The 25278-nt window shown below is 30.8% G+C and carries 24 protein-coding genes; all 24 read left to right on the forward strand.

The features are described 5' to 3' along the window. Positions 1-162 precede the first annotated feature (162 nt). A complete protein-coding gene (locus OZP07_RS04185) occupies positions 163-1296 on the forward strand; it encodes a glycosyltransferase family 4 protein (RefSeq protein ID WP_281637395.1) in 1134 nt (377 codons plus the stop codon). Between the two features lie 14 nt (positions 1297-1310). Further along, positions 1311-2246 carry a glycosyltransferase family 2 protein gene (locus OZP07_RS04190; protein WP_281637396.1) on the forward strand — a complete coding sequence of 312 codons (936 nt, stop codon included), beginning with the start codon at positions 1311-1313 and terminating at the stop codon, positions 2244-2246. Positions 2247-2393: 147 nt separating this feature from the next. After that, entirely contained in the window at positions 2394-3371 is a 978-nt protein-coding gene (locus tag OZP07_RS04195; RefSeq protein WP_281637397.1) for a glycosyltransferase family protein, read from the forward strand. Beyond that, positions 3368-3796, forward strand: a complete 429-nt coding sequence (locus OZP07_RS04200; protein ID WP_281637398.1) for a cupin domain-containing protein — start codon at positions 3368-3370, stop codon at positions 3794-3796. The genes OZP07_RS04195 and OZP07_RS04200 overlap by 4 nt, the downstream gene beginning before the upstream one ends. A gap of 2 nt (positions 3797-3798) precedes the next feature. Further along, positions 3799-4554, forward strand: coding sequence for a class I SAM-dependent DNA methyltransferase (locus OZP07_RS04205; RefSeq protein WP_281637399.1), 756 nt, complete (start codon positions 3799-3801; stop codon positions 4552-4554). Continuing rightward, a complete protein-coding gene (locus OZP07_RS04210; RefSeq protein ID WP_281637400.1) occupies positions 4551-5648 on the forward strand; it encodes a DegT/DnrJ/EryC1/StrS family aminotransferase in 1098 nt (365 codons plus the stop codon). Before OZP07_RS04205 ends, OZP07_RS04210 begins: the two co-directional genes overlap by 4 nt. A 3-nt stretch (positions 5649-5651) precedes the next feature. Further along, entirely contained in the window at positions 5652-6917 is a 1266-nt protein-coding gene (locus OZP07_RS04215) for a glycosyltransferase (RefSeq protein ID WP_281637401.1), read from the forward strand. A 104-nt stretch (positions 6918-7021) separates the two neighbouring features. Next, on the forward strand, positions 7022-7813 hold the full coding sequence (locus OZP07_RS04220; RefSeq protein ID WP_281637402.1) for a glycosyltransferase family 2 protein: 792 nt from the start codon (positions 7022-7024) through the stop codon (positions 7811-7813). Continuing rightward, the gene (locus tag OZP07_RS04225) at positions 7798-8691 is read left to right on the forward strand and encodes a glycosyltransferase family 2 protein (RefSeq protein WP_281637403.1); all 894 of its coding nucleotides are present in this window, start codon (positions 7798-7800) and stop codon (positions 8689-8691) included. The genes OZP07_RS04220 and OZP07_RS04225 overlap by 16 nt, the downstream gene beginning before the upstream one ends. 2 nt (positions 8692-8693) lie before the next feature. Continuing rightward, positions 8694-9707: a glycosyltransferase family A protein gene (locus tag OZP07_RS04230; RefSeq protein ID WP_281637404.1), complete on the forward strand. Its 1014-nt coding sequence runs from the start codon at positions 8694-8696 to the stop codon at positions 9705-9707. Position 9708: 1 nt separating this feature from the next. Beyond that, on the forward strand, positions 9709-10341 hold the full coding sequence (locus OZP07_RS04235; RefSeq protein WP_281637405.1) for a CatB-related O-acetyltransferase: 633 nt from the start codon (positions 9709-9711) through the stop codon (positions 10339-10341). Beyond that, on the forward strand, positions 10334-11017 hold the full coding sequence (locus tag OZP07_RS04240) for an acylneuraminate cytidylyltransferase family protein (protein WP_281637406.1): 684 nt from the start codon (positions 10334-10336) through the stop codon (positions 11015-11017). The genes OZP07_RS04235 and OZP07_RS04240 overlap by 8 nt, the downstream gene beginning before the upstream one ends. Further along, positions 11014-12054 carry an N-acetylneuraminate synthase family protein gene (locus OZP07_RS04245; RefSeq protein WP_281637407.1) on the forward strand — a complete coding sequence of 347 codons (1041 nt, stop codon included), beginning with the start codon at positions 11014-11016 and terminating at the stop codon, positions 12052-12054. The genes OZP07_RS04240 and OZP07_RS04245 overlap by 4 nt, the downstream gene beginning before the upstream one ends. A 1-nt stretch (position 12055) precedes the next feature. Next, positions 12056-13177, forward strand: coding sequence for a UDP-N-acetylglucosamine 2-epimerase (gene neuC / locus OZP07_RS04250; protein WP_281638448.1), 1122 nt, complete (start codon positions 12056-12058; stop codon positions 13175-13177). Between the two features lie 150 nt (positions 13178-13327). After that, entirely contained in the window at positions 13328-14761 is a 1434-nt protein-coding gene (locus tag OZP07_RS04255; protein ID WP_281637408.1) for an MBOAT family O-acyltransferase, read from the forward strand. Then, positions 14761-15654, forward strand: coding sequence for a hypothetical protein (locus tag OZP07_RS04260; protein ID WP_281637409.1), 894 nt, complete (start codon positions 14761-14763; stop codon positions 15652-15654). The genes OZP07_RS04255 and OZP07_RS04260 overlap by 1 nt, the downstream gene beginning before the upstream one ends. A 10-nt stretch (positions 15655-15664) precedes the next feature. Further along, on the forward strand, positions 15665-17041 hold the full coding sequence (locus OZP07_RS04265) for a UDP-glycosyltransferase (protein ID WP_281637410.1): 1377 nt from the start codon (positions 15665-15667) through the stop codon (positions 17039-17041). A 7-nt stretch (positions 17042-17048) separates the two neighbouring features. Beyond that, a complete protein-coding gene (locus tag OZP07_RS04270) occupies positions 17049-18206 on the forward strand; it encodes a glycosyltransferase family 4 protein (RefSeq protein ID WP_281637411.1) in 1158 nt (385 codons plus the stop codon). 159 nt (positions 18207-18365) lie between these two features. Further along, complete coding sequence (locus OZP07_RS04275) at positions 18366-19175, forward strand: class I SAM-dependent methyltransferase (protein WP_281637412.1); 810 nt, start codon at positions 18366-18368, stop codon at positions 19173-19175. A 137-nt stretch (positions 19176-19312) separates the two neighbouring features. Beyond that, complete coding sequence (locus tag OZP07_RS04280; protein WP_281637413.1) at positions 19313-20431, forward strand: glycosyltransferase; 1119 nt, start codon at positions 19313-19315, stop codon at positions 20429-20431. Beyond that, positions 20428-21501, forward strand: coding sequence for a glycosyltransferase family 4 protein (locus tag OZP07_RS04285; RefSeq protein WP_281637414.1), 1074 nt, complete (start codon positions 20428-20430; stop codon positions 21499-21501). The genes OZP07_RS04280 and OZP07_RS04285 overlap by 4 nt, the downstream gene beginning before the upstream one ends. Position 21502: 1 nt before the next feature. Next, a complete protein-coding gene (locus OZP07_RS04290) occupies positions 21503-22846 on the forward strand; it encodes an O-antigen ligase family protein (RefSeq protein WP_281637415.1) in 1344 nt (447 codons plus the stop codon). Further along, positions 22818-23825, forward strand: coding sequence for a glycosyltransferase family 4 protein (locus OZP07_RS04295; protein ID WP_281637416.1), 1008 nt, complete (start codon positions 22818-22820; stop codon positions 23823-23825). The genes OZP07_RS04290 and OZP07_RS04295 overlap by 29 nt, the downstream gene beginning before the upstream one ends. Positions 23826-23883: 58 nt before the next feature. Next, entirely contained in the window at positions 23884-25278 is a 1395-nt protein-coding gene (locus OZP07_RS04300; protein ID WP_194640178.1) for an exopolysaccharide biosynthesis polyprenyl glycosylphosphotransferase, read from the forward strand.

Here is a 25278-nt window from a genome sequence, read left to right on the forward strand (position 1 = left end):
TAAATTTTCATACAATAGCTCTGCTATTTTATAAAAATTCGCCTTGTTTCACTCAAAAATCCCCTAATAATAAATCTCAAAAATAAATTTTAAACAGGCTCTATATACTTCACAAAAAAATGATTTATATTATGGATAATAAATTACTAAAATTATTTTCAATTGAAAAAAGTACTTTTTATAGCCCATCAAGCTACTAGAACAGGGGCTCCATTGATATTATTGCATTTACTTAAATGGTTAAATAAAAACACTTCAGATTATCAGTTTGATATATTGATGTTAGATGGAGGGGGGATTAAAGACGATTTTGCTGCTGAATGTAATAATGTTTACCTGTATTCGGAACTTCATAAAGCTCCTAAATTTTCGATTGTTTTAAAAAAAAGACTTCTAACGAAATTAGGATTAAAACCAAAGAATAAGGAGCGTCTTTTTTTGGAAAAAATATCTCAAAATAAGTATGATTTAATTTATGCCAATACAATTTTATCGATACCTGTAGCTATAAAAATTAAAAGCATTATTCAGGATTCGAAATTAGTGCTACATGTTCATGAATTGAATACAGTAATTAAAATGGCTTTGCCTTCCTTTAAAGATTATTCTGGTCTTATTGATAGATTTATAGCAGTATCCAATAAAGTTAAAAATAATCTTGTTGAAAATTATAACGTTAATCCAAATTTAGTAAATGTTGTTCATGCGTTTGGATCATCAACAAGTCTGACACATAAATTAAAGGATAATGATACATTCATTGTAGGAGCCTCGGGGAGTGTTTATTGGGCAAAAGGGCATGATATTTTTATTCTTATAGCTAACCAATTTGTTAAAAAATATCCAAACTTAAAAATTAAGTTCGTTTGGGTTGGTGATCATTCTGAAAATAAAATTATTATTGAACAGGATATATTTAAATTAGGCTTAACTGATAAAGTGATTTTTGTTGGTGAGGTACATAATCCCGAAAAATATTATCAGGATTTTGATGTATTTCTCTTGACTTCTAGAGAAGATTCTTTTCCAATGGTTTGTATTGAAAACGCAAAACTTATGAATCCTATTATATGTTTTGAAAAGGCTTCAGGGACCGCGGAAATTATTGATAAGGGAGGTGGATGTGTTGTGCCTTATTTAGATATCAAAGCTATGGTTGAAAAAATTAAATTTTATTACGATAATCCAAATAAAAGAAAAGAAGATGGAGAAATGGCGCAACAGTTATTTTCGGAACTTTCTCCTGAGAAGATATGCCCATTACTTTATGAACAAATTGTTTCAATTTTAAAATAAGTGTTTTAAAATAAATGTTAGCAATAATAATTCCCTATTATAAACTTTCTTTTTTTGCGGAAACTATTCAATCGTTAGCCAGCCAAACTGATAAGCGGTTTAAGGTATATATTGGTGATGATGCCAGTGCTGAAGATTGCACTTTTTTGCTTGAACAGTTCAGAGGAAAATTCGATTTTAAATATCATCGATTCGAAAATAATTTGGGAGGAATTTCCCTTTCGAAACAGTGGGACCGTTGTATTGCTTTATCTGCTGAAGAAGAATGGATTATGATATTAGGTGATGATGATGTTTTAGAGGACACCGTAGTAGCTTCATGGTATGAGAATTATGTTTTTTTTAATGAAAAATCTAATTTAATTCGTTTTGCCACTAAGGTGATAAATGAAAAATCTGAAACTATTTCTAAGGTTTATAATCATCCTTTATGGGAAAAAGAATCCGATTTTTTTATTAGAAGTGAGAAAAAGCAAAGTAGAAGTTCCTTGTCTGAATATATTTTTTCTAGAAAATCGTATATCAAATATGGATTTTATGATTATCCTTTAGCTTGGGGAAGTGATTGTAAAGCTTGGTTAGAATTTCCTGATGCAAAATTAATATATACCATAAATGACAGTATTGTCCATTTTAGAATTTCAAATTTAAATATTTCAGGTCGTAAAGATAGTCAGGAACTAAAAGACAAAGCAAATATTCAATTGTTTAAAGATATTTTAACTAAAAAATTAAATTTGTTCAGTCATAATCAAAGATTAGATTTACTGATGATGTACGAATTAGCTATAAAAGAGAATAGAAAATTGGGTATGCAGGAATGGAGTTTTTTGATTAAATTATATATATATAATTTTAATTTTGTTTCCTTTTGTAAATGTATAAGACGCTTTTTTGTAAGTATTCTTGCATTAGATAAGAATCGGATTAAAATTGAGCTGATAAAGTAAAAACAGTTTTTATTGTTTTTCTTTAAAAAACACCTAATGTGTAGAGTACTTTTAAATACAGAAAAAATAAATTTGATTTTAGAATAGTATTTTTCAGTGACAGAATTATTTTCACAGAACAATATAAAATCACAATAATCATCAATAATGAAAAATACATTAGCTCCAATAGTTTTGTTTACTTATAATCGTCCTTTACATACACAACAGGTATTAGATTCTCTTTCAAAAAATGCAGAAGCAAAGGATAGTATTTTATACATATATTGTGACGGGTTGAAACATAATCCAGCTGATGAGGATTTAAATAAAATTGATGCAGTTAGAACCATTATAAAAAATGAAAACCGCTTTAAACAAATAATTACAGTTATTGCAGAAGAAAATAAAGGTTTAGAAAATTCAATTATAGATGGAGTTACTAATGTTATAAATACTCATGGAAAAGTTATTGTATTGGAGGATGATTTAATTGTGTCACCGTTTTTTATTGCCTACATGAATGACTCACTGGATAGATATGAAAATAACCTTGAGGTAGGACAAATAGGTGCATGCAATTTTTTTGCCTGTGGTAAAAATTATCCCAATTATTTTTTTGTTCCTTTACCAGATTGTTGGGGTTGGGCTACATGGAAAAACAGATGGGATTTTTTTAATCCAAATATTGAAGAATTATCACTTGAATTAAATAAGAATGAGGATAAAGCTTATGTTTTTAATGCCTATGGGGCATTTGATTTTATGGGTATGCTTTATGATCAGATTAAAAATAAAAGTACATCTTGGGATGTTAGATGGCAGGCGGTTTGTGTGTTAAAAGGCTGGTTAACTTTATATCCAAATCTTTCCATGAGCAATCATATCGAATCAGAAGATGCAACTCATGTTAATAAAAATATTATTCCGCCAATGGTAACTACAGCTCCTGTTTTTTATTCCGTTGACGTAAAAGAAGTTTCTAAAGTTATTAAAGCTTTTAAATTAGGATATTCGAAAAAAGGAGATTATTTTGGCAGGAGGAAAAAGAAAACTACAAAAGAAAAAATAAGAAGAGTAAAAAGAATGATTAGACCATTCATTCCCTCATTTGTTATTAATCTTTGGAAAAATTTTAAAAAATGATTGAAATAATCAACCACGCGGGCTTGCAGTTAGCTATAATCATTCGATCTGACTATAAAAAAGAGGGGATTGAATTTTTTACAAATGATGATGATTCCCAGCAGCTGGGATATATGAATAGAGATGAAGGCTACGTAATTCCTCCTCATAGGCATAATATAGTTCCTAGAGCGGTGCATTTAACACAAGAAGTTCTTTTTATTAGGAGCGGAAAAGTACGTGTTGATTTTTATGACAATGATCAAAATTATATACAGAGCACTGTTTTAGAAAAAGGAGACGTAATTCTACTTTCTGATGGCGGACATGGTTTCAAAATGCTTGAAAAATCTGAGATGATTGAAGTTAAGCAAGGTCCTTATTGCGGAGAAAGAGACAAAGTACGTTTTTTGCCTATAGATGAGAATCATTTAATTTTAAAATAATAATGACAAATTTTCAGCAGTATAGCAAGTATTACGATCTGCTCTATAAAGACAAAAATTATAGAGAAGAAAGCCATTATGTGATTGAAAAAATAAAAAGTTTTGCACCAAATGCCACACAGATTCTTGAACTAGGATCTGGAAGTGGCTCTCATGCAAATTATTTTTGTGAAGCTGGATTTGAAGTTACTGGTATTGAAAGAAGCCAGGAAATGACAGCGATTGCAAAAGCTAAAAAGATAATTGGCTTTAACCCTGTTGTAGGTGATATTTCTTCTTATGAGGTATCATCACAATTTGATGCTGCTATTTCGTTATTTCATGTCATTTCTTATTTAACAGAAAATGAAGCATTAATAAACTGTTTCAAAACAACTAATAAACAGCTGAATATCGGAGGCATTTTTATATTTGATATTTGGTATTCTCCAGCTGTTTATCATCTAAAACCCGAAACCCGAATTAAGCGTTTGGAGGATGATGAAATTGAAGTGGTTAGATTGACTGAATCTGAAATGGAATCTGATAAAAACGTGGTAGCTGTTAATTTTGAAGTTATCATCAAAGATAAAATAACTCAGGTTGCAGAAACTATTAAAGAAGAACACTTAATGAGGCATTTTTCTATTCCTGAAATTAAAATGTTAGCAGTATTAACTGGTTTTGAAGTATTGCAGGCAGAAGAGTTTTTAACTAGAAACAGTCCGTCTCAGGATACTTGGGGCGTATGTTTTGTATTAAAAAAAAATAAATTATGATACCAGTAAATACACCTCTTTTATCAGGAAATGAATTAAAATATGTTGCTGAATGTATTGAAACTGGCTGGATTTCGTCAGAAGGAGGTTATGTAACGCAATTTGAGACACAATTTGCCCAATATGTAAATAGAAATCACGGAATAGCAGTTGCGAATGGATCTGCTGCTTTGGATATAGCGGTAAAAGCCTTAGGAGTAGGAAAAGGCGATGAGGTTATAATGCCTGCTTTTACAATTATTTCTCCTGCTCAGTCAATTGTTACCGCAGGAGCTATACCAGTTTTGGTAGATAGTGATCCTATTACCTGGAACATGGATGTAACTCAAATTGAAGCCAAAATTACTTCTAAAACTAAGGCAATACTTGTCGTTCATATTTATGGACTGCCAGTTGATATGGATCCTGTTTTAGCATTATGTGAGAAATATAATTTAAAACTGATTGAAGATGCTGCCGAAATGCACGGACAAACCTATAAAGGTAAAATGTGCGGCAGTTTTGGGGATATAAGTATTTTTAGTTTTTATCCTAATAAGCATATTACGACTGGAGAAGGCGGTATGATTGTTTGTAATAATGATGAGGCTGCTGAAAAGTGTAAAAAACTTCGAAATTTAGCATTCGAACCACAAGGAAGACGATTTATTCATTATGAGCTTGGCTGGAATTATAGAATGACTAATCTTCAGGCAGCTTTGGGTGTGGCACAATTGGAGAAAATGGAATTTCATATTCAGAGAAAAAGAGAAATTGGTAATTTATATAGCAAAGGGCTGAAAGAACTTAGGGGGTTTCAATTACCATTAGTAAATACTGAGTATGCAGAAAATATTTATTGGGTTTTTGGACTGACAGCCGACACTGAAGAGCAAAAAGAAGTAATGGTAAAAAAACTAAGCGATGCAAAAATTGGCACGCGTCCTTTTTTTTGGTGTATGCATGAACAGCCCGTTTTTCAAAAGATGGGTTTGTTTAAGAATGAAAGTTATCCAGCAGCCGAAAAATTAGCTAGAAATGGTTTTTATATTCCAAGCGGATTGGGATTGACTAATGAGGAGATTGCTGATGTAATAAATGTGATGATCAAGTAGTAAATGTCAAAAAAAATAGCAATAATTTTCTGGGATGGATGGTTAGGCGTTGCGCCAACTTTATTATCATTAATTGAGTATTTTTCAGAAAAAGAGAATCATATTTTTGTTTATTTAAGGGATGATAACGAATATGATTTGTCAATAATAGAAACATTTGATAAGAATAACGTAACTTTTGAAAGGATTAAATCAAGAAGATCCAGTTTAAGAATAAAATTTATTCATAAACTGACTTTTGTTTTAAATAAATTGATAAACACTAATTTATTTTCTTTAAAAGCCCTTAGTTTTATAAAGAACAGCTTTCAAAACTTAGAACCTTATATTTACATAAATAATTTTTCAAGACAAATAAAAAAAAATAAAGAAGACTTTTTTGATGTGACATTTTGTGTCGATTCAATTGGTCTTTTTGCTTATGAAAAAAGTAAAATAAACTCAAAAAAGATAGTAAATTTATCTCTGGAGATATCATATGATTTAAAGAAAAAAAGTAATTGGTTAAATATGATTCTTAAGAAGAATGAAAGAAATTATTTAAAAGGAAAAATTTCATTTACTCTAATACAAGATCATTTTAGATGGCAGATTTATAAGAGAATTAATAATATTTTAGACGATAACTTTGTATTACTGCCTAATTCTATTAGAATGAATTTAGAAAATGAAAAAATTAAAAAGAGTAATTTTTTCTACAAGAAGTTCAATTTGGATACTGAAACTTTAATTGTTCTTTCTGCCGGTATGATTTGTGATGAAGTATGCAGTTTTGAAATTGCTCAAGCTGTTGGTAATTATAGTTTTAAGAATAAAACAAAAATTATTTTTCATAATAGACTGAAAAATGGTGAGGAGGATCCGTATTTAGATAAAGTAAGAACTGCAGGAAAAGAAAATATTTGTTTATCGCTGGATCCAGTATTGTTTTCTGAATTACATACAGTATTTAATTCTGCGCAAATTGGGTTAGTGATTTACAATACAAATAATACTGATGAAAATTATAATGCAATTGGAGCAGCTTCTGGCAAATTATACCAATATTTAAAATATGGTCTTCCTTTAATAGCTTCAAATACAGGTGGATTAAGGGAGCTGGTGCTGGAAAATAACTTAGGTGTAATTGTAGATACCCCTTCAGACATCCCTTCAGCTATCGAAAAAATTACTTCAAATTACAACTGGTATAGTGATAATGCAAAAATAGCTTTTGAACAAAAATTGAACATTGACATCTTTTTAAAAAAAATCGATAAATTAATTTAGGATTATGCTGAATAAATTATATTGAATTAGCATATGGCATAGGATGAGATACATTGTATTTTATAGAGGAGAAGTAAGAACATGAATAATTGGTATTTAAATAAATGATACAGCCTAAATTATCAATCATTACAATTAATTATAATAACGCCAAAGGTTTAGACGCAACTATAAAATCTGTTATTACTCAGACTTACCTAGATTTTGAATTTTTGATTGTTGATGGTGATTCTACTGATAGGAGTAAAGATGTAATTAATCAATATTCGACTAGCATCAATTATCATATAAGCGAACCAGATACGGGTATTTATAATGCCATGAATAAAGGTATAAAAGCTTCTAAAGGAGAATATCTTTTATTTCTTAATAGTGGTGATGTTCTAAATGGTATGACTGCAGTTAATGATTTTGTAAATAATATTGATTTTGCAGGTGATATTATTTATGGAGATTATAAATTTCAAACTGGAGGGAAAATATTCCCAGATAATTTATCTCCGTTATTTTTTGTCCGTACTTCATTACCGCACCAAAGTACGTTGTTTAAAAGAGAAGTTTTTGATAAAATGGGGCTGTACGATGAGCGTTATAAAGTAGTTGCAGACAGAGCTTTCTATATCAAATGTTTTTTAAGTAATCAGTTTATTTTTAAACACATTAATTATCCATTAACTGTTTTCGATTTATCAGGAGTAAGTAATGATCCGCGACATAATGAAAAGCATTTATTAGAAAGTGAGAGTATGTTTCGAGAATATTATGGATTATATTTTGATGACTACAAAAATATGCTCCGTATGCATAGCGAGCTGAATCAGGCTAAAAGAGAAACTCTTTTAGGAATTTTTAACCGTATAATACAAAGAATAAGGAAAGTATGCGGTATCCGTTAGTAAGTGTGATTATACCAACATATAAAAGAACTGATTATTTAAAATTGACACTTCAAAGCGTCTTAAATCAGACTTTTAAGGATTTTGAAATTATTGTTGTTGATGACGGTACACCAAATGATGAAAATTTCTTTTTATGCCAGACATTTGATAAAGTAAGATACATAAAAATTGAAAACTCAGGGGGACCAGCCAAACCCAGAAATGTTGGAATTCGTGAGGCAAAAGGAAAGTATATTGCTTTTGTGGATGATGATGATTTGTGGCTTCCTTATAAATTAGAGAAGCAGGTGACCGTGTTAGAAAATAATCCAGACTTTGGTCTGGTTCATTGTTGTTGTGAGGTTATTGATGAGGATGGTATTGCGGGAAATACAATTGTTGGACGACCTGGAACACCCGAAGTAAAACATGGGGATGTTTTAATGCGAATGATGGGGAATTGGACTGTTATGATGTCAACTCCATTAGTTAGAATTCAGATTATTAAAAATATTGGTTTTTTTAATGAAAAAATGCCTTCAGCAGGAGAAGATACTGAGTTTTGGACACGCTGTTCTTTTGAAACAAAATTTTATTATCTTGATGAACCATTAGTACAATACAGGATACATTCTCATAATCTTTCTGAAGATAAATTTAAGTATTTGGAATTACCAAAATATTTGAAAAAAATTGTAATAGATAAATACAATTCAGGAAAAATAGATAAAAAAGAATTTGACATTTTATTGAATTTTATTTGTCAGTATCAATTAAAAATGGCGAAAGTGAATTTATTAATAACTCTGAAAAATGTATTTAAATTAGATTTGTATTGGATGTTTAAAGCTAATAATTTAAAGCTGTTGGCGTATATATTGTTTTTTAAAAAATAAAAATGAGAGTAGGTATTAACCCTAATAAGGATAAACATCAAGAACCCAATGATTTTTTTCATCAAGTGGTTATCCCTGTATATATTCCCAATCATGAGGGGTATTTCAGAGATAGCTTTAAGATATTAAAATATTGTTTAGAATCTCTTTTTAAAACGTGTCATCCAAAAACTTATCTTGTTATTGTAAATAACGGAAGCAGTATTGAAGTTATTAATTACTTAGATGATTTATATAAGGAAGGGAAAATACAAGAATTGATTCACACGTCAGCTATAGGAAAATTAAATGCTATTTTGAAAGGTATTGCTGGACATAATTTTGATTTGATTACGATTAGCGATGCCGATGTTCTTTTTTTGAATGATTGGCAGAAAGAAACTTATGATGTTTTTGAAAATTTTAGAAAGACAGGCGTAGTTAGTCCTGTTCCTTCTTCAAAAATGTTAAAACAATTTACAGAGAATATTTATTTTGATAATATATTTTCTAAAAAGTTAAAATTTACTGAAACAAAAGACAAATTGGGTTTGCAAATGTTTGCTGAAAGTATTGGTAATATTGGACTGTATAAGGATATTCATTTGAATAAAAATTTGACAATCACTAATAATAATGTTAATGCCGTAATTGGGGCTGGTCATTTTATAGCTACTTACAGAGGTGAATGTTTTGATGGTATTAAAAAACGATTTTCATCTTATAGCCTAGGGGGTGATAGTGAGAAAACCTTGTTAGATAAGCCAGCTCAAGACAAAGGATATTGGAGGCTGTCAACTGCAGGCAATTATGCGTACCATATGGGAAATACATTTGAAGATTGGATGTTAGAAGCATTTTCTGCGATTAAAGAAAATAAAACTGAGATTAACATTCCAAATTATTTAACTAAAAATTCCAATACCTATTTAAGATACTTAGCTAAGTTTTTTTTTAAAGTAATTACCCGAAAAGTAATTTGGCAGTTATTTTTAAGATACAAAGGATTAACAAAAGACGAGGCAAAACAATATTAGCATGAGAGAATTTGTTAAAAAAATTTTGTTTTATTTTTTAAATACAGTTAAGGTAAATGAAAAAGTAACCGTATCTGGATTTTCAAGAGGTTTGCAAAATGTAATTTTTGAAGGAAAAAACGCAGTACCTGACAGATGTAATTTTTCTGGAAATATAAAAATAGGCTATGCTACGACTTTAGGTTATAATAATCAGCTGTCTGGAACCATTAGTATTGGAAGGTTTTGCCAGTTTGGAGCTGATGTAGCCTGTCATGCTACAAATCATCCTGTTTCTACAATGACAACTTATATTAATAAAAATTTATTTCAAGGAGAGCTTAAATTATTAAAAGAAGAAAATGAAATTGTTATGGGGAATGATGTTTGGATTGGTCATGGTGTAATTATAGTAGGGAATATTAATATAGGAAATGGAGCGATTTTAGCAGCGGGATCAGTTGTTACTAAGGATGTTGCTCCATATACCATAGTTGCCGGTGTTCCTGCAAAACCAATTGGAAAGCGTTTTTCGGAGTCCATTATTCAAGAAATTGAAACTTTACAATGGTGGAGTCTTTCTGAGCCAGAATTAGAAAAAATTAAACCTTTATTTTTCAAGGATTTTAAAAATAGGGATAGTATTTATGAATAAAACCATAGCCATAATTCCAGCGCGAGGAGGATCGAAGCGTATTCCAAAAAAGAATATTCAGATGTTTGGAGGAGTTCCTTTATTGGTACATTCTATACAATATGCATTAGCTAATAAGGAAATTATTGATGACGTTTATGTTTCGACTGATGATGAAACAATTAAAAATATAGCGTTGGAAAATGGAGCTAAAGTAATTGAAAGACCGCAAATACTGTCTGGAGATTTTGAACCTACAGTTTCAGCATTGAAACATGTTTTGGAATCTGTAAAAACGGATGTTAAAAATGTTATCTTATTACAGCCCACAAATCCGTTGCGCCCTCAGAATTTATTAAAAGAAATTTTTGAGAAATATCTAAAGGAGAATTTAGATAGTTTGTTTACGGTTTCTAGAGATTATCATAAATTTGGTAAAATTATAAATAGTAAGTTTATCCCTTTTAATTATTCTATAGGTCAAAGAAGTCAAGATTTAGAAGCTCTTTATTTTGAGAACGGGTTATTATATATTACAAAAGCCTCTTTGATATTAAAAGATATTATTATTTCAGAAAATGCTTTTCCATTTGAAGTTAATCATATTTTTTCCAATGTTGATATTGATACTCTAGAAGATTTGGAGTATGCGGAGTATTTGTATCAAAAAAAACAAATTTTAAATTCTACAAAATGAATCCATATATAGAAATAGCAGGACGTAAAATAGGGTCTGATTACCCACCATTGGTCATTGCTGAAATAGGTATTAACCATGAGGGCTCATTAGAAACAGCCAAAAAAATGGTTGATGCTGCGCAGAGAGCAGGAGTTGAAGTTCTCAAACATCAAACACATATTGTCCAAGACGAAATGTCCGGAGCTGCCAAAAAAGTAATTCCTGGCAATGCAGATGTTTCAATTTATGAAATTATGGAGCGCTGTTCGTTAAATGAAACCGATGAATTAGAATTAAAGAATTATGTCGAGAGTAAAGGCATGATTTTTATTTCGACCCCATTTTCCCGCGCAGCAGCCGAGAGATTGAAAAAATTTGATATTCCAGCTTATAAAATTGGATCTGGCGAATGCAATAATTATCCTTTATTGGAACATATTGCTTCTTTTGGGAAACCTGTTATATTAAGTACTGGAATGAATACTATTGAAAGTATTAGCAAAGCGGTTGCTATTTTTGACAAACATGCAGTTCCAGTTGCGTTGTTACATACTACCAATTTGTATCCAACACCTATTCATTTGGTGCGTTTTGGTGCGATGATAGAAATGCATAATGCTTTCCCTAATAAAGTCTTTGGTTTGTCGGATCATACTTTAAATAATAATGCTTGTTTGGGCGCAGTGGCTCTAGGAGCAAGTATTTTGGAACGACATTTTACAGATACAATGCAGCGTACAGGACCAGATATTATATGCAGTATGGATGAGCGAACCTCGAAAGAACTTATTGTAAGTTCAAATGAAATTTGGCAAATGCGTGGTGGAATTAAAAAACCTGCACTAGAGGAGCAAGTGACTATTGATTTTGCTTTTGCCACAGTTTGTGCTACAGCCGATATAAAGAAAGGGGAGCAGTTCACGAAAGAGAATATTTGGGTGAAACGTCCAGGAACCGGAAAGATTCTGGCGGAGCATTTTGATAAAATTTTGGGAAAAATTGCAACGAGAACTATTATTAATGATGAGCAATTAGATTTTTCTGATTTTGAATAGAATAAAAAAAATCCTTTTCCTAACTGGAACACGGGCCGATTTTGGGAAAATAAAATCATTGATTTCGATTTTGGAACAACAACCCCAATTTGAGGTTTTTGTAGCTGTAACTGGTATGCATTTACAGGAAGAGTATGGCTATACCTTGTTGGAAATTCAGCGTTGTGGATATAAAAACATTCATACTTTTAAAAATCATACCCATGAAACGACGATGGATTTGACATTGGCAAGAACTATCGAAGGACTTTCAAGTTATGTAAAAAATGTAGAGCCGAATTTAATTCTTGTACATGGTGATCGAGTGGAAACTTTAGCAGGAGCCATTGTGGGATCACTGAATAATATTCTTGTGGCTCACATTGAAGGAGGAGAAATATCAGGGACAGTAGATGAATTGATTCGGCATAGCGTAAGCAAATTGAGCCATATTCATTTTGTTTCAAATGCGGAAGCGGCCAATAGGCTAAAACAAATGGGAGAGATAGCAGAATCAATTTTTACAATTGGTTCGCCAGATATTGATGTTATGTTTTCTGACAAACTGCCTGTTCTGTCTGTCGCAAAAGAGTATTATCAAATTGATTTTGATTTATTTGCAATTGTAATGTTCCATCCAGTAACAACAGAAATTGATTCAATGGAAGATTATGCATCCAATTTTGTAGAAGCGTTATTAGCGGATACACATAATTACGTTGTCGTTTTTCCTAATAATGACTTGGGAAGCCAAATAATTTTGAATGCTTATAAACGTTTAAAAGGGAATTCGCGTTTTAGAATTTTTCCATCATTGCGATTTGAATATTTTTTGACATTATTGAAAAATTGCCAATTCATTATTGGAAATAGCAGTGCTGGAATACGGGAAGCTCCTTATTATGGGATTCCGATTATCAATATTGGTACCCGTCAGCAAAATAGGGCTGTTCATGCAGATATCGTGAATGTTGATTATGAATTGAAAAATATTTCTGAAGCCTTAAGGGTAATTGATTCCCACTATATACAACAAACAGAAGCTGATTTTGGACAGGGTAATAGTGCTCAATTATTTTTGGAGTTTCTTCAAAAAGAGAATCTTTGGCAAATGAATCATCAGAAACAATTTAGGGATAGATAATTTGGAAATAATATTTCTGTAGTATTCTCAAATTATTTTATACAAAAACTTTCTAATGGATTTGAGAATAATTTAAAGCCGTTATTTATAAAGAATAATCCTTTTCTTTGCACATTTAAAATTTAGAATACAATTTTTTTTAAATAACCTATGTTTTTCAATTCTCTGGCTTTTGCTGTTTTTTTACCAATCGTTTTTATTTTGTATTGGTTTGTTTTCAATAAAACCAAAAGCAACCAAAATGCTTTATTAATTGCTGCCAGTTATTATTTTTATTCTTGCTGGGATTGGCGTTTTTTGTTTTTACTGGTTTTTTCTACTTTTCTGGATTATTACACGGGTATTCGAATTGAGAAAAGCCAGACAGAAAAAAGCCGAAATTTTTGGTTTTGGCTTAGTATTTTAGTGAATTTAGGATTTTTAGGGATTTTTAAATACTATAATTTTTTTGCAGCTTCTTTTTCAGGTTTATTAAATTCAGCTGGAGTAAAAGCGGGTCCAATATTATTAGATGTAATTCTTCCTGTTGGAATTTCATTTTATACTTTTCATGGGCTATCATATGTAATTGATATCTATTATAAGCGTATCAAAGCCGAATATAATTTTGTTGATTATTCTTTGTTTGTCAGTTATTTTCCGCTCTTGGTTGCAGGACCTATAGAAAGAGCGACACATTTATTGCCAGAAATAAAAGTTAAACGGGAATTTGATTTAGAGAAAGCAAAAGAGGGTGTTTGTCAGATAATCTGGGGATTGGTTAAAAAAGTGGTTATTGCCGATACCTGTGCAACGTATGCCAATGCTATTTTTGACAACTATGCTTCCATGAATTCCATGTCACTTATTTTAGGAGTCGTTTATTTTGCTTTTCAAATTTATGGAGACTTTTCAGGGTATTCGGATATGGCATTGGGAATGTCAAAATTGTTCGGATTGGATTTATTGCGCAATTTTAATTATCCATATTTTTCGCGTGATATTGCTGAGTTTTGGCGTCGTTGGCATATTTCGCTTTCGTCTTGGTTTCGGGATTATTTGTACATTCCTTTAGGCGGAAGCAAAGGTGGTATTTGGATGAAAATTAGAAACACCTTTATCATTTTTGTAGTCAGCGGATTTTGGCATGGAGCCAATTGGACTTATGTTTTTTGGGGATTTATAAATGCTGTCTATTTCCTGCCTTTACTTTTGTCTAACAGTAACCGAAATAATATGGATACTGTACAGCTGAAATTTAATTTTGATTCTGTAAAAGTAATTATAAGCATTCTGTATACTTTCTTGCTGACTTGTATAGCCTGGGTGTTTTTTAGGGCCAAAACTATAACTGATGCAATATTGTATTTAAAACGTATTATTGCAGATAGAAATTTTAATTCTCAATATTTAGTAAATGAACGTTACAATTATGAATTGCTCATAATGGTTGTTTTTTTTATTTTGGTTGAATGGAATAATCGCAGTAAAACAGAGCCTTTGTCAGGAAAAAGAAGTATGCTGAAAATAGCTTTGGCAATTATGACAATAATAGCTTTTGGGACTTATTCAGATTATAAAGAATTTATATATTTCCAGTTTTAATGAAGCATTTTTTAATTTATACAGCCAAAATTATTCTTATAATATTTTTAATAGCAGTTTTACTGGATGGGTTGTACACAATCGCCTTTATGCATTCTAAAAATCGAGGTAAAATAGAAACTGTTATAAATTCTAAAGCAGAAAAGTATGATGTAATAATTTTAGGGTCTTCCCGTGCCAATAATCATTTTGTGACACAGATGTTTGAGGATAAAGGTTTGAAAACCTTTAATTATGGAATGAGCGGAGGTCATTTGTTTGAGGCATCATTACTGTTGAAGTTAATGATTGAAAGAAAGTATATAATCAAAAATATTATTTTGGAGGCCGATTTAAATCTTTCAAATAATAAAGAGTCGGAGGGCATATCTGCTAAATTTCTGCCCTATATTCATAATTCAGATATAATAAAAAAACATTTTCAAAATGAAGAGGATTTCAATGAACTGTTTTATATTCCATTTTACAGATATATAAAATATGACGGGAAAATAGGTTTTAGAGAGGTTTATAAAATCGTAAAAGATGAAAAGACTAGTTCTTTAGATAATTTAGGATATTATCCTTTAATCAAGCACAAAAAGGGGAACATGAAAAACAATATTACTGCTCTAAATCCTTTAAAGCATAATAAATATTATGAAGAGATTAAAAATATTTGTAATATCAATAAGATTAACTTTATCGCTGTAATGACACCAATGTGTGAAAATGTAAAAGGAATGAATTATTTTGATAAAATAAAAAAGACATATCCAGAAATTCATAATTATGAAAATGTTGTGATTGAGGACAAATATTTTTCGTCTTGCGGACATATGAATGATCAAGGAGCTAAGCTGTTTACTGCAAGGATAATTAATGATTTTTTTAAAATAACAGTTAAAAAATAGATCAATTTACATGGAAGAAAAAAATAAGATTTTATTGTTATTTCCAGATGGAGTTGGCATCAGAAATTATCTTTATTCAAAAGTGTTTAAAGAAACAAAAAATGATTTAGTTCTGTTTCATAATTTTGATCCGGAAACTATAACAGCCATTAAACAGAACACTTCAATTAGTGATTCAATTACCATTCCTGTATATAATGAGTCTGTTAAAGAGAAGTTTTTGAGAGAATTAATCTGTCTTTCCAGATTGTATTATAATGCTGAAATAGTTAGTAATAAAGCGATATTGGCATATTGGAATTGGAATCAAAAGACATTTTCAAAAAAAATATTTTATAAGTTAATTCAAAGAATAGTTCCTTTTTATAAAAATTATTCTAAGATTTTAAAATTAGAAAGAAAGTATCAAAAAATAATCCGCCAAAATCCTTTTTATGATGAGGTGAAAAATATTTTAAAGAAAGTGAAACCAAGGGTTGTTTTTTGTTCTCACCAACGATCCTTGAAAGCTGCAACGATTTTTGCTGCAGCTACCGATTTAGGAATTACAACCACAACTGTAATTTATTCCTGGGATAATCTGCCTAAGGCTAGAATGGCTCTTGTTGCAGATAATTATTTGGTTTGGTCTGAGTATATGAAAAAAGAAATGGGATTGTATTATCCTGAAATTTCGCCTAAAAGTATTCATATTACGGGGAGTCCTCAATTTGAGTTTTATCAAGATAAAAGCAATATAATTGAAAAGGAAGTTTTCTATAAGAAATATGATTTAGATCCAAATAAAAAAATCATCTGTTTTTCGGGTGACGATACCTTAACATCTCCAGATGATCCAAGCTATTTAAAAGATATTGCCAAAGAAATTACAAAAGCAAATCTGCAGGATGAATATCAAATTTTATTGAGAAGATGTCCAGTGGATTTTTCGGGAAGATTTGAATCTGTTGTAAATGAGTATAAAGATTTAATAAAAGAAGCCACTCCTTTATGGCACATTAATGCTTCAAAGGAATGGAGTGCTATTTATCCGTCCTTTGATGATGTAAAATTATTGGTAAGTACCGCTTTTTATTCTGATGTAGTTGTTAATGTAGGTTCAACAATGGCTTTTGATTTTGCTATGTTTAGTAAACCGTGTGTGTTTATTAATTATGACCAAGAAAATAAGAAGGTAAAAGATTGGTCCGTAAAGACTATTTATCAGTTCCAGCATTTTAGAAGTATGCCAAATAAGAATGCAGTTATCTGGCTGAATAGCAAAGAAGAAATTATTGAAAAGGTGATTATTCAAAAAAACAGTAGTTTGGAAATGAATCGATGGAAAGAAATCGTGCTGGAAGATTATAAAACGGCTTCACTTACTATACGTAAAACATTAAATTAATTCAATAATGCATATCTGTTTTTTAATAAACGAATATCCAAAAGAAGGATTCCCTCATGGTGGAATAGGTAGTTTTACAAAAACATTAGCCGTAGAATTGGTTAAAAATGGTATTACAGTTTCAATAGTTGGGATAAATTATACAAAGAATGATGAGGTGGATATAGCAGACGGCGTTACCATTTATAGATTGAAAAAAAGCAATATAAAAGGTCTTTCTTGGTATTTTAATTCCAGAGTAATCAATAAAAAAATCAAAGAAATTCATAGAGACAATCCCATAGATATTGTTGAAGCATCGGAACTTGGTCTAGCTTTTATTTCAAAAATAAAAAATATTAAATACATTATCAGACTTCATGGAGGCCATCATTTTTTTGCCGAAAGCGAAAAGAGAAAAATTAATAAATGGAAAGGATTTCAAGAAAAAAGATCTTTTAAAAAAAGTGACGTTTTTGTCGCTGTTTCTCAGTATGTAAAAAGTCATACTGAAAAATATTTGAGTTACAATGGAAAACGTGTCTGTTATATTAATAATCTAATTAATACTGAATTTTTTAAACCAGCTGAAAAAACACTATCTGATCTGAAAATTGTTTTTGCTGGTACGGTTTGTGAAAAAAAAGGAATACGCCAATTAATACAGGCTTTTCCAATTGTAAAAAAACAATATCCGAATGTAACTTTGGAAATTTATGGAAGAGACTGGTTTTTTCCAGATAAGAGTTCTTATATTCAAATGCTAAAAGAGAAAGAATTACCTCAATTAGGAGAAAATGTAAAAGATATTCGTTTTCATGGCACTGTTGCTTATAATGAGATTCCGCTGGCTTATGCAGAAGCTTCGGTATGCGTATTTCCGTCTCATATGGAAACTCAGGGTTTAGTAGCTCCAGAAGCAATGGCTATGGAAAAAGCAGTTGTTTTTACAAGATTAGGGCCTGGTCCTGAGGCTATAAAAAATTATGAAACCGGTTTGTTATGCGATCCTTATAATCCAGATGATATTGCTGAAAAGATTTTGTGGGTTTTTTCTAATAAAGAAAAGGCAGAACAAATGGGTAAAACAGCTAGAGAGTTTGTGATTAAAAAATATGGATTGAATAATATTGTCAGTAAGAATATTGATTTCTATCGATATGAAGTCATCAAAAAACTTGATTAAAAAATAATTAAATAAATGTACCACAGTTTTGTGGCAGAGGCAAACAGGTTTCTGAGTTGTATTTTTTTAAAATTTATTTTGAAATAGCTTAAAAATGCAAATGGTTATTTTGAATTTAATGTTGGTAAAGTTTGCTGTTTAATAAATTAAAAATTAAAAATGAAATCTAAAGATGCAATTTTAGAAACGAACGTAAAGCAAAAGGAATTTTACAATACTAAAAATAAAAATTTTGTTACTTGGGTATGGTCCAGATTTAGAAATGGAGTTTTAAATAGAATAAAAAAAAGTATTGGAGTTCAGGATCAATCGTATGTTTTGCATAAACAGTGGTTTGGAGATTTATCATCTAAAAAAGTGTTAGATCTGGGGTGTTTTTCTGGAAATTATTGGTCAATATACTTAGCAGAAAATTCAAAAGAATATTTAGGGATTGATTTAAGTGATATTGCAATCAAAAAATTAAACGAAAGGATTCAGCATTTACCTCACGCGAGAGCAGAGGCAATTGATTTTCTTTCGGATGATTTCACTTTTGATAATTTTGATTTAATTTATGCTTATGGAGTTTTACATCATTTTAAAGATATCAATATTTTAATAGATAGATTGAATGAAAAACTGGCTTCGGAAGGAGAAATTATAAGTTATGACCCGCTTGAAACAAGTTTTCCTGTAAAGTTAGTAAGGACACTATATAGGCCTTTTCAATCTGATGCTGCTTGGGAATGGCCATTTACGAAAAAAACTTTTTATCAGTTTCAAAATTCTTTTGATATAATTGAAAGAAGAGGCATTTTAGGGAAATCAAAATGGATAGCCATGATAAATGTATTACCAATTTCTGAAAAAAAAAAGAAAGAAATTGGGCAAAAATGGCACAATTATGACTGGAGCAATTCTAAAACATCAGATTCAGTTTTATTTGACTGTATGCATTTGACAATGTTGATGAAGAAAAAAAAATAATCTGGATTTATTTCAGTTGATAATAACTGATTAAAAGATCAAAAAATTTTTTTGATTTTGTTCCAGTTTGTTGAAAATATTGCATATATCTTCTTTTGAGATAACACTTTTTGTAACAAAATTCAAAATTAAATGAAATGAAATTAGCTATAATTACTCATGTAATCCATAAGCATGATCAACATCAGTATTTAGGTTATGCTCCTTATATTCATGAAATGAATATGTGGATTAAAACTATGGATGAAGTGATTGTAGTTGCTCCATTGAATTATGAAGTACCCACAGCAATTGATTATCCTTATCAGCATTCTAAAATCAAGTTCCTTCAAGTTCCTTCTTTTTCTTTAATTTCAATTCGTCAGCTTTTTAGAACAATATTACTATTACCTAAACTAATTTGGGTCATTTTTCAAGCCATGTGTGAAGCAGATCATATTCATTTGCGTTGTCCTGGCAATATTGGTCTCTTAGGATGTCTGATACAAATTTTGTTCCCTAGTAAAAAAAAAACGGCGAAATATGCAGGAAATTGGGATCCAGAATCTAAACAACCGTGGAGTTATCGTTTGCAGCAATGGATTTTGACTAATACTTTTTTGACTAGAAATATGCAGGTATTGGTTTATGGAGAATGGAAAAATCAGTCTAAAAATATTGTCCCATTTTATACTGCAACGTATTCAGCATCAGATAAAAAAATGTTCCAAGAAAAGTCGCTGACTGAATTTATTCATTTTATTTTTGTTGGGACATTGGTAAAAGGAAAAAATCCACTATATGCAGTACAATTAGTAGAAGAATTATTTAAAAAAGGTCATTTGGTTCATTTAGATTTATACGGTGAAGGAATCGAGCGGGAGCGCCTAGAACGTTATATACTAGAATCTAATTTGGAGAAAGTGATTGAGTTAAAAGGGAATCAATCCAAGGATATTGTAAAGATAGGATATCAAAACAGCCATTTTGTTATTTTGCCTTCCAAAAGTGAAGGCTGGCCTAAGGCAATAGCGGAGGGAATGTTTTGGGGGTGTGTTCCAATCGCTACACCAGTATCCTGCGTGCCTTTTATGTTAGATTTTGGAAATAGGGGATTGCAATTGCAAATGGATTTGAAACATGATGTACAACAATTGGAAGTTTTATTAAAAGATAGATCAGACTTTGCAACCAAAGCACGGAAGGCTTATGATTGGTCAACGAAATATACTGTTGATATTTTTGAAACTGAAATAAGAAAGATGTTATTGCTATGAGAATTATTCAATTAATTGATTCATTAGATGCTGGAGGTGCAGAACGTATGGCAGTCAGTTATGCTAATGCCTTGGCTGATATAATTGAATTTTCAGGACTAGTTACAACTCGAAAGGAAGGAGCATTGTTACATCAGATTCATCCAAAAGTGTCGTATTTATTTTTAAAAAAAAGTAAAAAAATTGACATTGAAAGTCTTTTAAGATTACGATCCTTTGTACTGAAAAATAAGATAACCCATATTCATGCGCATAGTACTTCTTTTTTCTTAGCTTTTTTATTAAAATCAATTTTACCCTCTGTAAAGTTGATTTGGCATTATCATTATGGAAATAATCAAACGTTATCTAAAAATAGAGTTCTGATTTTTAGGATTGTGATGCCTTTTTTTAGCGGAGTAATTGCCGTTAATCAAAATCTTAAATACTGGATTGAAAATAATTTAAAATCTAAAACAGTTATCTATTTGCCTAATTTTCCAATAAAGGATAATACTGTTGTTAAGAATACTATTATAAAGGGGATTAAAGGTAAACAGATAGTATCTTTGGCAAATCTTCGAGAAGATAAAAATCATTTTTTGCTGTTGGAAGTGGCTCAGAAACTGAAAGAATCTCATTCGGAATGGACATTTCATTTGATTGGAAAAGATTTTGATGATAATTATTCTAAACAAATAAAAAGCCTGATTTTAGATTTTAATCTGAGTAAGAATGTCTTTTTGTATGGTTCCAAACAAGATGTAGAAAACATACTCAATCAAGCATCTATTGCAATTTTGACCTCACAATCTGAAGGATTGCCAGTAGCTCTTTTAGAATATGGCCTATATAAAAAAGCAGTCGTTGTTACGAGTGTAGGCGAAATTCCTTCAATTGTAAAAGCGAGACAAAATGGGTTTATAGTTGATGCAGATAGACCAGATTTGTTTTATAAATATTTGGTAGCTTTAATAGAGAATGATAATATGCGAAAAGACTTTGGTGAAACTCTTTTTAATACAATACAAGCCAATTATACCGCTGAAAGCGTTATGAAAAAATATATAAATTGGCTACAAGCCCATTAATATGAAGAAAGAAGAATTGTATTATATATACTTATTGTTGTTTCATGCTTTGCTTGGAGTATTGTTATTTGTATTGCCTTTTGTTTCAAAAATATGTACATTAACGATATTTAGTTTTGGAATTTATTATATAGTTAAGACAAAAAACAAGAATAATGAAGTTCTTATTTTGTCTGCGTATGTAGTAAGCATTGAAGTGCTTTTAAGGATGACTGATGGAATTTTTTTTAATGAATTTGGTAAATATGCTATTCTTATTTTTATGTTTTTAGGAATGATTTATTCAGGATTCTCTAAAAATGCATTGTTGTATTGGATGTTTTTACTGTTATTGATTCCTAGCGTTATTTTGGCCACACTAACCTTGGATTTTGGAACGGATATCAGAAAGGCAATTGCATTTAATTTATCAGGACCTGTTTGTTTAGCATTTTGTTCAATATATTCTTATCAAAGGAAAATGTCATTTGACCGGTTAATGGGAGTAGTAACAGCATTTTCTTTACCTTTAGTTGCTGTTGCTGTTTATTTGTTTTTATATACACCAAGTGTAAGAGCTGTAGTAACAGGGACTCAATCCAATTTTGAAACTTCTGGCGGTTTTGGACCCAATCAAGTATCTACTATATTAGGATTAGGAGTTTTTATATTTTTTGTGCAGTTGGTTCTGAATTCTAAAAGCAGATTAATACAGCTAATTAATGGGGGATTTGTACTGGTTTTTGCATTTAGAGGGATTGTAACTTTTTCTAGGGGTGGGATATTGACGGCAGTAATGATGATTTTTATGTTTTTGACGGTATTGTATTTTCAGGCTAATGGAAAAACAAAACCTAAAATAGGTATGATAATTATACTGTCATTTGTTGCAGGATTGGGGGTTTGGGGATATAGTTCTCTGCAGACAGGGGGTTTGATTAACAAGCGGTATGCCAATCAGGACGCAAGAGGGCGTGAAAAGAAAAGCCAATTGTCTGGTAGAGAAACTCTCATTGCTTCGGAAATGCAGATGTTTTGGGAGAATCCTATTTTAGGAGTAGGTGTGGGGAGGAATAAAGAAATCAGAGAAAAAGAAACAGGAATTGTATCGGCTTCACACAACGAAATCACTAGAATGCTGGCAGAACATGGTTCTCTTGGATTGATTGATTTAATTATTTTATTCTGTACTCCTATATTTTTATTTATGTTTAATAGACAGAATATTTTGGCTTTGTCTTTTTTAGTTTTTTGGCTGTTAACAATTAATCATGCTGCTATGAGATTAGCAGCACCAGCTTTTGTTTATGCACTTTCATTATTAAAAGTTTATACTGTTGAAAAACCTGCTGTATATAGGGAATAAATTATCTAAGCATGGAGTTACTCCTACTACTATTGAAACTCTTGGTCCCCTTTTGGAGCAAGAAGGTTTTAAACTGCGATATAGTTCTTCTCAGAAAAATCAGGTATTACGATTATTTGCTATGATATGCAGTATATTTCAATATAGAAAAGCTGATTATGTCCTTATTGATACTTATAGCACAACTAATTTTTGGTATGCTTTTGTCACTTCTCAATTGTGTCGCCTGTTAAAAATTAAATACATTCCTATTTTGCACGGTGGGAACTTAACAGTCCGATTGAGAAAGAATCCTAAAATTAGTAAAATGATTTTCAAACATTCCTTTCAGAATGTTGCTCCCTCTCTTTTTTTGCTCCATGAATTCAAAATCAAAGGATATGATAATGTAATTCATATTGCAAATGCAATCGAACTGGATAAGTATCCATTTTTAAAACGAGAAAAAGCATCTCCTAATTTACTGTGGGTTCGCTCTTTTGCTAAAATATACAATCCTATAATGGCTGTTGAAGTGTTTGCTTGTTTGAAACAGAAATATCCAGAAGCTACACTCTGTATGGTTGGACCTGAAAAAGATGGCAGCTTGTTAGAAACAAAAAAAAGAGCCGAAGAACTTAATGTTGAAGTTCTTTTTACAGGCAAATTGTCTAAGCAAGATTGGATTGATGCTTCTAAAAATTATTATGTTTTTATAAATACAACCCATTTTGACAACATGCCTGTTAGCGTGATAGAAGCAATGTCCTTAGGTTTAGCCGTTGTTTCTACTGATGTTGGAGGTATACCATTTTTATTAGAAAACGAAAAAGACTCATTATTGATTCCGGATAAGGATGTTAATAAAATGACTCATGCTATAGTTAGATTAATTCAAGAACCGGCTTTATTTAGCAAAATTACCTCTGAAGCAAGAAGAGAATCAGAACAATTTGAATGGCAGAAGGTTAAGCAGAAATGGCTGACAATTTTAAAATAAAAAAGGTTTGTTTTTTATATAATTATTAACTTGCAGCGAAATACAATTCCTGTTGATAATGAATGATTCAAAAAAGATGCATTTTGAAATATCTGAGCGTAAACTGCTTTTACGTTTTTTTGATGTAGTATTTGTATTTTTTGGATTATATTGTTTGAGTTTTGTTTCAGACTTTGATTATTTCCAATATTTAGTAACAAATTACTCTTGGATTATTGTTTTGGCCGTTTACATTAATGGATTTGGAGGTATTTTTGAAATGTACAACCTTCAGGTAGCAAGCAATAATTTTCAAGTACTGCGAAGTACAATTTTGACCACTACTTCTACGGTGTTGTTTTATTTATTAACACCGTTTTTCTCTCCTGAGTTGCCCAAAAACCGCTTGCAGTTACTCTTTTTTTATATTACTTTTTTTATAGCTTTATATGCATGGAGAATGATTTATCTTCATTTTTTAGCATCTAACAGGTTTGTCCAAAATGCAGTTTTGGTATGTGATAAGGATCAGGTGAAAGAACTTGTTTCAGGATTAGAAAGCGTCGACCCTCATTATAAAATTATCGGATATATTAATCTTGACAGTGATTCAGCTTCCGATTTTGAAATTCAATATGTGAGACATATTGAAATAAAGAACTTAATTTCATTTGTAGCTAAAAATGGTATTTCTGAAATAGTGGTGGCTTCTCAAAAAACAGATGGAATCACTACTGATTTATATCATCAGCTGCTTAAACTGCTGGAATCTGGTAAGAGTATTCGAGAATATACACAAGTATATGAAAGTAAAACGCAGCGTATTCCGGTTCAGTATATTTCTAGGGATTTTTATCGGTTTTTTCCATTTAGCCGCAGTAATCAAAACAAATTATATTTGATGTTTATACGGTTTTTTGAAATTCTTTTGTCATTAATCGGATTGAGTTTTGGACTTGTTTTAATTCCAATAATTCTTATTGGTAATGCTTTCTGGAACAAAGGGGACTTGTTTTACACTCAAAAACGAGTAGGTAAAGATGGTGTTATTTTCAAAATAATTAAATTTAGGACGATGGTCAAGAATGCCGAAAAAGGGGGGGCTGTTTTTGCTAAAGTTAATGATTCCAGAGTAACTAAATTTGGAAAGTTTTTAAGGAAAACCCGAATAGACGAGTTTCCGCAGTTTATCAATATTTTAAAAGGAGATATGGCTGTGATTGGACCAAGACCAGAAAGACCAGTATTTGTTAATGAAATTGCTCAAATTATGCCATTCTATGAAACACGTCATATTATTAAGCCAGGACTTACAGGCTGGGCACAGATTAATTATCCCTATGGTGTAAACTTAGAGGATAGTCTAATAAAACTGCAGTATGACTTATATTACATCAAACACAGAAGTGTTTATCTGGATTTGAATATTGCTTTTAAAACCGTTTCAACAGTTTTGTTCTATAGGGGGCAGTAA

This window comes from Flavobacterium marginilacus (assembly GCF_026870155.1).
GTDB classification, from domain to species: Bacteria; Bacteroidota; Bacteroidia; order Flavobacteriales; family Flavobacteriaceae; genus Flavobacterium; species Flavobacterium marginilacus.

Excerpts from the sequence above, each read along its gene's own strand:
- OZP07_RS04190 (WP_281637396.1), top strand. The coding sequence starts at position 1,311 with ATGTTAGCAATAATAATTCCCTATTATAAACTTTCTTTTTTTGCGGAA.
- OZP07_RS04195 (WP_281637397.1), top strand. The coding sequence starts at position 2,394 with ATGAAAAATACATTAGCTCCAATAGTTTTGTTTACTTATAATCGTCCT.
- OZP07_RS04200 (WP_281637398.1), top strand. The coding sequence starts at position 3,368 with ATGATTGAAATAATCAACCACGCGGGCTTGCAGTTAGCTATAATCATT.
- OZP07_RS04205 (WP_281637399.1), top strand. The coding sequence starts at position 3,799 with ATGACAAATTTTCAGCAGTATAGCAAGTATTACGATCTGCTCTATAAA.
- OZP07_RS04210 (WP_281637400.1), top strand. The coding sequence starts at position 4,551 with ATGATACCAGTAAATACACCTCTTTTATCAGGAAATGAATTAAAATAT.
- OZP07_RS04215 (WP_281637401.1), top strand. The coding sequence starts at position 5,652 with ATGTCAAAAAAAATAGCAATAATTTTCTGGGATGGATGGTTAGGCGTT.
- OZP07_RS04220 (WP_281637402.1), top strand. The coding sequence starts at position 7,022 with ATGATACAGCCTAAATTATCAATCATTACAATTAATTATAATAACGCC.
- OZP07_RS04225 (WP_281637403.1), top strand. The coding sequence starts at position 7,798 with ATGCGGTATCCGTTAGTAAGTGTGATTATACCAACATATAAAAGAACT.
- OZP07_RS04230 (WP_281637404.1), top strand. The coding sequence starts at position 8,694 with ATGAGAGTAGGTATTAACCCTAATAAGGATAAACATCAAGAACCCAAT.
- OZP07_RS04235 (WP_281637405.1), top strand. The coding sequence starts at position 9,709 with ATGAGAGAATTTGTTAAAAAAATTTTGTTTTATTTTTTAAATACAGTT.
- OZP07_RS04240 (WP_281637406.1), top strand. The coding sequence starts at position 10,334 with ATGAATAAAACCATAGCCATAATTCCAGCGCGAGGAGGATCGAAGCGT.
- OZP07_RS04245 (WP_281637407.1), top strand. The coding sequence starts at position 11,014 with ATGAATCCATATATAGAAATAGCAGGACGTAAAATAGGGTCTGATTAC.
- OZP07_RS04255 (WP_281637408.1), top strand. The coding sequence starts at position 13,328 with ATGTTTTTCAATTCTCTGGCTTTTGCTGTTTTTTTACCAATCGTTTTT.
- OZP07_RS04260 (WP_281637409.1), top strand. The coding sequence starts at position 14,761 with ATGAAGCATTTTTTAATTTATACAGCCAAAATTATTCTTATAATATTT.
- OZP07_RS04265 (WP_281637410.1), top strand. The coding sequence starts at position 15,665 with ATGGAAGAAAAAAATAAGATTTTATTGTTATTTCCAGATGGAGTTGGC.
- OZP07_RS04270 (WP_281637411.1), top strand. The coding sequence starts at position 17,049 with ATGCATATCTGTTTTTTAATAAACGAATATCCAAAAGAAGGATTCCCT.
- OZP07_RS04275 (WP_281637412.1), top strand. The coding sequence starts at position 18,366 with ATGAAATCTAAAGATGCAATTTTAGAAACGAACGTAAAGCAAAAGGAA.
- OZP07_RS04280 (WP_281637413.1), top strand. The coding sequence starts at position 19,313 with ATGAAATTAGCTATAATTACTCATGTAATCCATAAGCATGATCAACAT.
- OZP07_RS04285 (WP_281637414.1), top strand. The coding sequence starts at position 20,428 with ATGAGAATTATTCAATTAATTGATTCATTAGATGCTGGAGGTGCAGAA.
- OZP07_RS04290 (WP_281637415.1), top strand. The coding sequence starts at position 21,503 with ATGAAGAAAGAAGAATTGTATTATATATACTTATTGTTGTTTCATGCT.
- OZP07_RS04300 (WP_194640178.1), top strand. The coding sequence starts at position 23,884 with ATGAATGATTCAAAAAAGATGCATTTTGAAATATCTGAGCGTAAACTG.